Below are 11,713 nucleotides of genomic sequence, written 5' to 3' on the forward strand. Positions count from 1 at the left end.
ATCGATGGGTCCGCGGGCGCAAGGTTTGTGACGAGAAGCATGGGTGAGACTCCAATGTCGGATCAGGACAAGATCCTCGACTACCTCAAGCGGGTAACTGCCGATCTGCACCAGACGCGGCAGCGTCTTCGCGAGGTCGAGTCGCAGGAGCCTGAGCCGATCGCGATCGTCGGAATGAGCTGCCGGTTCCCCGGAGGCGTCACGTCTCCGGAGGAGCTGTGGGAGCTCGTGGCCGCGGGCGGTGACGCCATCGCGGACTTCCCCACGGACCGTGGCTGGGACGTCGACGCGCTCTTCGCCGACGACCCCGACGAGCAGGGCACCAGCTACACCGACAAGGGCGGGTTCCTCGACGGCGCGGGCGAGTTCGACGCCGGGTTCTTCGGGATCAGCCCGCGCGAGACCCTCGGCATGGACCCGCAGCAGCGGCTGCTGCTGGAGACGTCCTGGGAGGCGTTCGAGCGGGCCGGGATCGACCCGGCCACGCTCCGCGGCAGCAAGGCCGGTGTCTTCGTCGGCACCAACGGCCAGGACTACCCGGAGCTGATGCACACGCTGCCGCAGGGCGTGGAGCAGTATCTGCTCACCGGCAACGCCGCCAGCGTCATCTCCGGCCGGATCTCCTACACCTTCGGCCTGGAGGGCCCGGCGCTCACGGTCGACACCGCGTGCTCGGCGTCGCTGGTGGCACTGCACCTGGCCATCCAGGCGCTGCGCAACGGCGAGTGCTCGCTGGCGCTCACCGGCGGTGTCACGGTGATGAACAGCCCCCGCGCGTTCATCAACTTCAGCCGCCAGCGCGGCCTCGCGCCCGACGGCCGCTGCAAGGCGTTCGCGGACGGCGCGGACGGCACCGGCTGGGGCGAGGGCGTCGGCATGCTGCTCGTCGAGCGGCTGTCGGACGCGCGTAAGAACGGCCACAAGGTGCTGGCCATCGTCCGTGGCTCCGCCATCAACCAGGACGGCGCCTCCAACGGTCTGACCGCGCCCAACGGCCCGTCCCAGCAGCGCGTCATCCGGCAGGCGCTCACCGACGCCCGGCTCACCCCGGCCCAGGTGGACGCCGTCGAGGCGCACGGCACCGGCACCAGCCTCGGCGACCCCATCGAGGCCCAGGCCCTGCTCGCCACGTACGGGCAGAACCGGGCCGAGGGCCGCCCGCTGTGGCTCGGCTCGGTCAAGTCCAACTTCGGGCACACCCAGGCCGCCGCCGGTGTCGCCGGGATCATCAAGATGGTCAAGGCCATCGAGCACGGGGTGCTGCCCAGGACCCTGCACGTCGACGCGCCCTCCCGGGACGTGGACTGGGACGCGGGCGCCGTCACCCTGCTCACCGAGAACACCCCGTGGCCGGAGACCGGCCAGCCGCGCCGCGCGGGCATCTCCTCCTTCGGCGTGAGCGGTACGAACGCGCACACCGTCATCGAGCAGGCACCCGCCGAGGACCGCGAGCCGCAGGTCCCCGGCGACGCCACGCCCTCGGAGTGGACCGGCATCGGCGGGCAGGTGCCGCTGCTGGTGTCCGCGCAGAGCGCACCGGCGCTGCGCGCCCAGGCCGAGCGGCTCACCGCCCGGGTGCAGGACGACCCGGGCCTCGGCCTGGTCGACCTGGCCCACTCGCTGGCCACCACCCGCGCCGCGCTGGACCACCGGGCCGTGGTCCTCACGGGCGAGGGCGGCCGCGACGAACTGCTGCGCGGACTGGCCGAAATCGCCGCGGACGCCCCCGCGGGTGGCGTCGTCCGGGGCGAGGCCGCCGAGGGCAAGGTCGCGTTCCTCTTCACCGGCCAGGGCAGCCAGCGTGCCGGAATGGGCCGTGAGCTGTACGCGGCCGTCCCGGCCTTCGCCCGCGCCCTGGACGAGGTGTGCGCCGAGCTCGACCAGCACCTCCAGCGGCCGCTGCGCGAGGTGATGTTCGGCGACGACAGCGGGTTGCTGGACCGCACCGGCTACACCCAGCCCGCGCTGTTCGCCCTCGAAGTGGCCCTGTTCCGGCTGCTGGAGACGTGGGGCGTCAGGCCCGACTTCCTCGTCGGCCACTCCATCGGCGAACTGGCCGCCGCCCATGTGGCCGGTGTGCTCTCGCTCGCCGACGCGGCGAAGCTGGTGGCCGCGCGCGGCCGGCTGATGGAGGAACTGCCCGCCGGTGGCGCGATGATCGCGATCCAGGCGTCCGAGGACGAGGCGGCGCCGCTGCTCACCGAGCGGGTGTCGATCGCCGCCCTCAACGGGCCGACGTCGGTCGTCATCGCGGGCGACGAGGACGCGGCTGTCGCGATCGCGGCCGGCTTCGAGGCGCAGGGCCGCAAGACCAAGCGGCTCACCGTCAGCCACGCGTTCCACTCACCGCGCATGGACGGCATGCTGGACGCCTTCCGCGAGGTCGCGCGGCAGGTCACCTACGCCCCGCCGGTCATCCCCATCATCTCCAACCTCACCGGCGGTTCGGTCTCCGCCGACGAGATCTGCTCGCCCGACTACTGGGTCCGGCACGTCCGCGAGGCGGTCCGCTTCACCGACGGCATCCGCAGGCTCGAGGAGTACGACGTCGCCACGTATGTGGAACTGGGCCCCGACGGGGTGCTCTCCGCCATGGCGCAGGACTGCGTCACCGGCGACGGCGCCGTGTTCGTGCCCGTGCTGCGCGGCGACCGCCCCGAGGCCACCGCCCTGGCCGGCGCCCTCGCCCGCGCCCATGTCCACGGCGTGGCCGTCGACTGGGCCGCGGTCTTCGAGGGCTCCGGCGCCCGCCGCGTCGAACTGCCCACCTACGCCTTCCAGCGCGAGCTGTACTGGCCCGAGCCGCCCGGCCCGTGGACCGGCGACGTCACCGCCGCCGGGCTCGGCTCCGCCGACCATCCGCTGCTCGGCGCCGCCGTGTCGCTCGCCGACGGCGCCGGATTCCTGTTCACCGGACGGCTGTCCCTCCAGACCCACCCGTGGCTGGCCGACCACGCGGTCATGGACACCGTGCTGCTGCCCGGCACCGCCTTCGTCGAGCTGGCCATCCGCGCGGGTGACCACGTCGGCGCGGACGTCCTGGAGGAGCTCACCCTCGAGGCCCCGCTGGTGCTGCCCCCGCAGGGCGGCGTCCAGCTCCAGGTGTCCGTGGGCGCGCCGGACGAGACCGGCCGCCGCTCGCTGACCCTGCACTCGCGCCTGGAGGAGGCCCCCGACGGCACCTGGGGCGAGGTGGAGTGGACCCGCCACGCCACCGGTGTGCTCGCCGCCGGCGCCACCGCGCCCTCCGACGATTCCGACCACCTCACCACCTGGCCCCCGGCCGGTGCCACCGAGGTCCCCGTGGACGGCCTCTACGAGTGGCTCGCCGAGACCGGATTCGCCTACGGTCCGGTGTTCCAGGGGCTCCAGGGCGCGTGGCAGCACGGCGACCACGTGTACGCCGAGGTGCGGCTGCCCGAGAGCGCCCGCGCCGAGGCCGAACTGTTCGGGCTGCACCCGGCGCTGTTGGACGCGGCCCTGCACGCCGTGGGCATCGGCTCCCTCCTCGAGGACACCGAACACGGCCGCCTCCCCTTCTCCTGGAGCGGCGTCCGGCTGCACGCCGTGGGCGCCGCCACGCTGCGCGTCCGGCTCTCGCCCGCCGGGCAGGACGCGGTGGCCGTGCTGGTGACGGACGAGAGCGGCGCGCCCGTCGCCTCCGTCGACTCGCTGCTGCTGCGCCCCGTCTCGCCCGACCAGGTGCACGCCGCGCGCGGCGCCTTCCACGAGGCGCTGTTCCGCGTCGAGTGGACCCCCGCCCCGGTCCCGGCCAACACCACCGTCGTGGCCGGGCAGTGGGCGGTGCTGGGTGCCGAGCACCCCGAGCTCGCCATCGCCCTGCCCACCGCCGCCGGGTACGCCGACCTGGCCGCGCTCGGCGCGGCCGTGGACGCCGGGGCACCGGTGCCGCAGGCCGTCGTCGCGCCGTTCTTCGCGGATGACACCGGGCTGCCCGTCGAGACCGCCGTGCGCGAGGCCCTGCACCGCGCACTGGAGCTGGTCCAGAACTGGCTCGCCGACGCCCGCTTCGAGGGCTCCCGGCTGGTGATCGCCACCCGTGGCGCCGTCGCCACCTCGACGGACGCCGACACCGAGGACCTGGCCCACGCGCCGCTGTGGGGTCTGCTGCGCTCCGCGCAGTCCGAGAACCCGGACCGCTTCGTCCTGGCGGACCTCGATGGCACCGACGAGTCCTACCGTGTGCTCTCCGCCGCCCTGGCCACCGGCGAATCGCAGCTCGCCGTCCGCGCCGGGACCGTGGTCGTACCGCGCCTGGCGAAGGTCGCCTCCGACCCCGAGCAGACCGCCCCCGCCCTCGACCCCGAGGGCACCGCCCTGGTCACCGGCGCCACCGGCACCCTCGGCGGACTGGTCGCCCGCCATCTGGTGGCCGAGCACGGCATACGCCATCTGCTGCTGCTCAGCAGGCGCGGGGGAGACGCCCACGGCGCCGCCGAACTCGTCGCCGAACTGAGCGCGGCGGGCGCGGAGGTCACCCTCGCCGCCTGCGACGTGGCCGACCGCGACGCGCTCGCCGAGGTGCTGGCCGCCGTCCCGGCCGAGCACCCGCTGACCGCCGTGGTGCACACCGCGGGTGTGCTCGACGACGGTGTCATCGGCTCGCTGACCGCCGAGCGCGTCGACCGCGTCCTGCCGCCCAAGGTGGACGCCGCGTGGAATCTCCACGAGCTCACCCGCGAACTCGACCTGGCCGCGTTCGTGCTGTTCTCCGCCGCCGCCGGCACCCTCGGCGGCCCCGGCCAGGCCAACTACGCGGCCGCCAACGCCTTCCTGGACGCCCTCGCCCACCGGCGCCGCGCCCAGGGGCTGCCCGCCACCGCCCTCGCCTGGGGCCTGTGGGCCGAGCGCAGCGGGATGACCGGCGACCTGGACGACACCGACATCCAGCGCATCACCCGCGCCGGAGTGGCCGCCCTCTCCTCCGAGGAGGGCCTCGCCCTCCTGGACACCGCCCGCGCCGTGGGCGACCCCACGCTCGTCCCCATGCACCTGGACCTGGCGCCGCTGCGCCACGCCGACGCACGCCTGGTCCCCGCGCTGCTGCGCGGCCTGGTGCGGGCCCCCGGCCGCCGGGTGGTCGAGGCGGGCGGCGCCGCCGCCCCCGGCGGGCTCGCCGACCGGCTCCTCGGGCTGCCCGTCCCCGAGCGCGACCGGCTGCTGCTGGAGATCGTCTGCGGTCAGGTGGCCGCCGTCCTCGGCTACGCGGGCCCGGAGGCGGTCGGCTCGGGCCGCGCCTTCAAGGAGCTGGGCTTCGACTCGCTCACCGCCGTCGAGCTGCGCAACCGCCTGGGTGCCGTCACCGGCGTACGGCTCCCCGCCACCCTCGTCTTCGACTACCCGACGCCGATCGCGCTCGCCGGCTTCCTGCGCACCGAGATCCTCGGCGACCAGGCCGATGAGGCCGCCGCGGCCCCGGCCGCCACCGTGGCCGTCGCCGACGACGAGCCCATCGCCATCGTCGGCATGAGCTGCCGCTACCCCGGCGGGGTCACCAGCCCCGAGGAGCTGTGGCAGCTGGTCACCGGCTCGGTGGACGCCATCTCCGGCTTCCCGACCGACCGCGGCTGGCAGCTGGAGGGGCTGCTGGGCGACGACCCCGAGCAGACGGGCACCAGCGCCACCATCGAGGGCGGATTCCTCTACGACGCGGGCGAGTTCGACCCCGACTTCTTCGGCATCAACCCGCGTGAAGCCCTCGCCATGGACCCGCACCAGCGGCTGCTGCTGGAGAGCTCCTGGGAGGCGTTCGAGCGGGCCGGGATCGACCCGGCGACCGTACGCGGCAGCAAGACCGGCGTCTTCGCGGGCGTCATGTACCACGACTACCTCTCCCGGCTGACCGCCCTGCCGGAGGGCCTGGAGGGCTACCTCGGCACCGGTACGGCGGGCAGCGTGGCCTCCGGCCGGGTCGCCTACACCTTCGGTCTCGAGGGCCCGGCGGTCACCATCGACACGGCGTGCTCGTCGTCGCTGGTGGCGCTGCACCTGGCGGCGCAGGCGCTGCGCAACGGCGAGTGCACGATGGCCCTCGCGGGCGGTGTCACCGTCATGTCCACCCCGGACACCTTCATCGACTTCAGCCGCCAGGGCGGTCTTTCGGCCAGCGGCCGCTGCAAGTCCTTCTCGGCCGACGCGGACGGCACCGGCTGGGCCGAGGGCGTCGGCATGCTGCTCGTCGAGCGGCTGTCGGATGCGGAGAAGAACGGCCACAAGGTGCTGGCGGTCGTGCGGGGCACGGCCGTCAACCAGGACGGTGCCTCGAACGGTCTGACGGCGCCGAACGGGCCGTCGCAGCAGCGGGTGATCCGGCAGGCGCTGGCGAACGCACGCCTGACGGCCGGTGATGTGGACGCGGTCGAGGCGCACGGCACGGGTACGACGCTGGGCGACCCGATCGAGGCGCAGGCGCTGCTGGCCACGTACGGCAAGGAGAAGACCGAGGACCAGCCGCTGTGGCTGGGCTCCATCAAGTCCAACTTCGGCCACACCCAGGCCGCCGCCGGTGTCGCGGGCATCATCAAGATGGTGCAGGCCATGCACCACGGCGTACTGCCCCGGTCCCTGCACCTCGACGAGCCCTCGCCGCACGTGGACTGGGCGGCGGGTGCGGTGTCGCTGCTGAGCGAGGCGCGGGAGTGGCCGGAGACCGGGCGTCCGCGCCGGGCCGGTGTCTCCTCCTTCGGCGTCAGCGGCACCAACGCGCACGCCATCATCGAGCAGGCGCCGGAGACCGAACCGGCCGAGGGCTCCGCGCTTCCGGCCGCCCGGCCGTCCGTGCTGCCGTGGACCGTGTCCGGGAAGAACGCCGACGCGCTGCGGGCGCAGGCCGAGCGGCTGCTCGCCGACCTCGAACAGCGGCCGGACGTCTCCCCGACCGACCTGGCGTACTCGCTCGCGACCTCCCGTGCCGCGCTGGACCACCGTGCCGTCGTGGTCGGCGGGGACCGTGCGGCGCTGGTCGCGGGTCTGGAGGCGCTGGCGCGCGGCGAGTCGGCCGCGGGGCTGGTCCAGGGCTCGGTGGCGGACGGCAAGGTGGCCTTCCTGTTCACCGGCCAGGGCAGCCAGCGGCTCGGCATGGGCCGTGAGCTGTACGACGCCTACCCGGTGTTCGCGGAGTCGTTCGACGCCGTCTGCGACGAACTGGACGCGTATCTCGAACGGCCGCTGAAGACCGTGGTGTTCGGGGACGACGCGGCGGAGCTGGACCAGACCGGGTTCACCCAGCCCGCGCTGTTCGCCATTGAGGTGGCGCTGTTCCGGCTGGTCTCGGAGGCGTGGGGGCTGCGGCCCGACTTCCTCTCCGGGCACTCCATTGGTGAGCTGGCCGCCGCGCATGTGGCGGGTGTGCTCTCGCTCGCGGACGCCGCGAAGCTGGTGGCGGCCCGTGGTCGGCTGATGCAGGCGCTTCCGGCCGGTGGTGCGATGATCGCCGTCCAGGCGTCCGAGGACGAGGTCCTGCCGCTGCTCAACGAGCGTGTCTCGATAGCCGCCCTCAACGGTCCGGCCTCGGTGGTCATCGCGGGCGATGAGGACGCGGCGGTTGAGATCGCGGCGGGTTTCGAGGCGCAGGGCCGTAAGACCAAGCGGCTCACGGTCAGCCACGCGTTCCACTCGCCGCGTATGGACGGGATGCTGGAGGCGTTCCGCGAGGTGGCGCAGGGGCTGACGTACGAGGCCCCGCGCATCCCGATCGTCTCCAACCTCACCGGAAACGTGGTCTCCGCCGACGAGATCACCACCCCCGACTTCTGGGTGCGCCACGTCCGTGAGGCCGTCCGCTTCCTCGACGGTGTCCGCACCCTCGAGGCCCAGGGCGTCACCACCTACCTCGAACTCGGCCCGGACGGTGTCCTCACCGCCATGGGCCAGGAGTGCGTCACCGACGCCGACGCGGCCGGTTTCGCCGCCGCGCTGCGCAAGGACCGCGCCGAGGCCGAGACCGTCGCCACCGCCCTCGCCGCCCTGCACGTCCGTGGTGTGACCCCGGACTGGTCCGCGTACTTCGCCGGGACCGGCGCCCACCGCGTCGACCTGCCGACCTATGCCTTCCAGCACCGCCGCTTCTGGCTGACGTCCCCCGCGGGCTTCGTGGGCGACGTGGAGTCGGCGGGTCTGGACCGGGCCGACCACCCGCTGCTGGGCGCGGCCGTGCCGCTGGCGGACTCCGACGGCTTCCTGTTCACCGGTCGGCTCTCCCTCGAAAGCCACCCGTGGCTGGCCGACCACGCCGTCATGGGCACCGTCCTGCTGCCCGGCACCGCCTTCGTCGAACTGGCCATCCGCGCCGGTGACCAGGTGGGCTGCGACCGGCTTGACGAGCTGACCATCGAGGCGCCGCTGGTGCTGCCCGAGCGTGGCGCGGTCCAGCTGCAGATCGTCGTCGGCGCCCCGCAGCAGGCCGGGCACCGCACGCTGGAGCTGTACTCGCGGGCGCAGGACGCGCCCGCCGAGCTGCCGTGGATCCGGCATGCGAGCGGTGTGCTGGTGGCCGGTGGCCCTCGGCCCTCGTTCGACCTGACGGCGTGGCCGCCGCAGGGCGCCGAGCCCGCCGAGGTCGAGGGGCTCTACGAGCACCTGGCGCACGGCGGCTTCGCGTACGGGCCGATGTTCCAGGGGCTGACGGCGGCCTGGCTGCGCGGCGACGAGGTGTTCGCCGAGGTGCGGCTGCCCGAGGACCGCAAGGCCGACGCGGGCGGGTTCGGGCTGCACCCGGCGCTGCTGGACGCCGCGCTGCACAGCACGTTCGCCCGCGCGGGCGGCGATGAGCAGGGGCGGCTGCCGTTCTCCTGGAGCGGGGTGTCGCTGCACGCGGTGGGCGCCGACGCGCTCCGGGTCCGGCTGACCCCGGCCGGTGCCGACGGCGTGTCGCTGGAGCTGGCCGACGGCACCGGTGCCCCGGTGGCCTCGGTCGAGCAGCTGGCGCTGCGCCCGGTCTCGGCCGGGCAGCTCGCCGAGGGCCGCTCCGCCGCGTACCACGAGTCGCTGTACCGACTGGACTGGGCCACCGTGCCGATGTCCACCGAGAGCCCGGCCGCGTCCTGGACGGTGCTCGGCGAGGGTGCGCCCGCCCCGCTGACCTCCGATGCGGCGATCCACGCCGACCTGGACGCGTTGGCCGCTGCCGGGGACGCGCCCGCGTACGTCCTGGCGTACCTCGACCCGCGCGGCGCCACCGGTGACGAGGTGACCGCCGCCGTCCACACCGCCACCCAGCGGACGCTGGCGCTCGTCCGCGCCTGGCTGGTCGACGACCGGTTCGCCGCGTCCCAGCTGGTGCTCGTCACCCGGGGCGCGGTCGCCACCGCGGGCGACGCCGGGACCCACGACCTGCCGCACGCCCCGGTGTGGGGTCTGGTGCGCTCGGCGCAGTCGGAGAACCCGGACCGGCTGGTGCTGGTGGACCTCGACGGCACCGACGCCTCCTACGAGGCGCTGGGCGCCGCGCTCGCCTCCGGCGAGCCGCAGTTCGTACTGCGCCGCGGCGCCGTCCACGCCCCCCGGCTGGCGCGTACCGCCGCCAGTGGGCCCATGGTGCCGCCGCCCGGCGAGCCGGCCTGGCGGCTGGACATCCAGGACAAGGGCACCCTGGAGAACCTCACGCTGCTGCCCAGCCCGGAGGCCGCCGCGCCGCTGGAGGCCGGGCAGGTGCGGGTCGCGGTCCGGGCCGCCGGTGTGAACTTCCGCGATGTGCTCAACGCGCTCGGCATGTACCCCGGTGACGCGGGCCTGATGGGCAGCGAGGGCGCGGGAGTCGTCCTCGAGACCGGCCCCGGGGTCACCGATCTGGCGCCCGGCGACCGGGTGATGGGCATGCTGCCCGGCGGCTTCGGCCCGCTGGTGGTCGTGGACCGCCGCATGATCGTGCCGATGCCGGAGGGCTGGTCGTACGCCCAGGCCGCGTCCGTGCCGATCGTCTTCATGACGGCCTACTACGCGCTGCGCGACCTGGCCGGCCTCCAGGGCGGGGAGTCGCTGCTGGTGCACGCCGCCGCCGGTGGTGTCGGCATGGCCGCCGTCCAGCTGGCCCGCCACTGGGGCGTGGACGTCTACGCCACCGCCAGCCAGGGCAAGTGGGACACGCTGCGCTCGCTGGGGCTGGCCGACGACCGTATCGCCTCCTCCCGCGACCTGGCCTTCGAGGACACGTTCCGCGAGGCCAGCGGCGGTCGCGGCGTCGATGTCGTACTGGACTCGCTGGCCCGGGAGTTCGTGGACGCCTCGCTGCGGCTGCTGCCGCGCGGCGGCCGGTTCGTCGAGATGGGCAAGACCGACGTCCGGGCGCCGGAGGAGGTCGCCGCCGCCTACCCCGGCGTCTCCTACCAGGCGTTCGACCTCACCGAGGCGGGCCTGGACCGCATCCAGGAGATGCTGTGCGAGCTGCTGGAGCTGTTCCGGCGGGGCGCGCTGCGGGCGCTGCCGATCACCGCGTGGGATCTGCGGCAGGCCCCGGACGCCTTCCGCTACCTCAGCCAGGCCCGCCACATCGGCAAGGTCGTGCTCACCGTGCCCGCCCCGTGGAACCCGGACGGCACGGTGCTGATCACCGGCGGCACCGGCACCCTGGGCGGCCTGGTCGCCCGGCACGCGGTCACCGAGCGCGGCGTACGCCGTCTGGTGCTCACCAGCCGCCGCGGTGAGCAGGCCGCGGGCGCGGCCGAACTCGCCGCCGAGCTGCGCGAGCTGGGCGCCGAGGTCACCATCGCCGCCTGCGACGCGGCCGACCGGGACGCGCTCGCCGCCGTCCTGGCCGACATTCCCGCCGGGCGTCCGCTGACCGCCGTCGTACACACCGCCGGTGTGCTGGACGACGGGGTGATCGACGCGCTGACGCCGGAGCGGCTGGAGAAGGTGCTGCGCCCCAAGGTGGACGCGGCCGTCAATCTGCACGAGCTGACCCGCGACCAGGACCTGGCCGCGTTCGTGCTGTTCTCCTCGGCGGCCGGGACGTTCGGCGGCCCCGGCCAGGCCAACTACGCGGCGGCCAACTCCTTCCTGGACGCCCTGGCCCGCCACCGCCAGTCCCAGGGCCTGGCCGCCACCTCGCTGGCCTGGGGCCTGTGGGCCGAGGCCAGCGGGATGACCGGCGAGCTGGAGGCCACCGACAAGTCCCGGATGACCCGCTCCGGAGTGCTGGGGCTGTCCTCCGCCGAGGGCCTGGCGCTGTTCGACGCCGCCCAGGAGGTGGGCGACGCCTTCCTGGTGCCCATGCAGCTCGACCTGGTGCCGCTCACCGGCGCGCCCATCGAGATGGTGCCGCCGCTGCTGCGCGGTCTGGTGCGCGGCGGTACGACCCGCCGCACCGCCGAGTCGGGTGCGGCCGGGGACGGCTCCTCGCTGGTGGAGCGGCTGGTCCGGCTGGACGCGGCCGAGCGCGAGCAGACCCTGCTGGACCTGGTGCGCGCCCAGGTGGCCGTGGTGCTCGGCCATGACTCGCCCGACGCGGTGGAGGCGAGCCGGGCCTTCAAGGACCTCGGCTTCGACTCGCTGACCGCGGTGGAGTTCCGTAACCGCCTCGGCGCCGCCGCCGGGCTGCGGCTGCCCGCCACGCTGGTCTTCGACTACCCGACGCCGACCGCGCTCGCCGGATATCTGCTGGAGGAACTGCTCGGCTCCGAGGCGGGGGGGGGGGGGGGCGCGCGCCCCGGCGGGCGGCGCGCGCGCGGGCGCGCGCGCGCGCGCGGCGCCCCCC

The 11,713-nt window shown here is 74.6% G+C and carries 1 protein-coding gene; it reads left to right on the forward strand.

Annotated features, from left to right (window positions below):
- Positions 1–27 precede the first annotated feature (27 nt).
- Positions 28–11,713, forward strand: an 11,686-nt coding sequence (locus ACFXB5_RS38660) for an SDR family NAD(P)-dependent oxidoreductase (protein WP_385217351.1), incomplete at its 3' end; no start/stop codon positions are given.

This window comes from Streptomyces sp. NPDC059455, assembly GCF_042750115.1.
GTDB lineage: Bacteria > Actinomycetota > Actinomycetes > Streptomycetales > Streptomycetaceae > Streptomyces > Streptomyces endocoffeicus.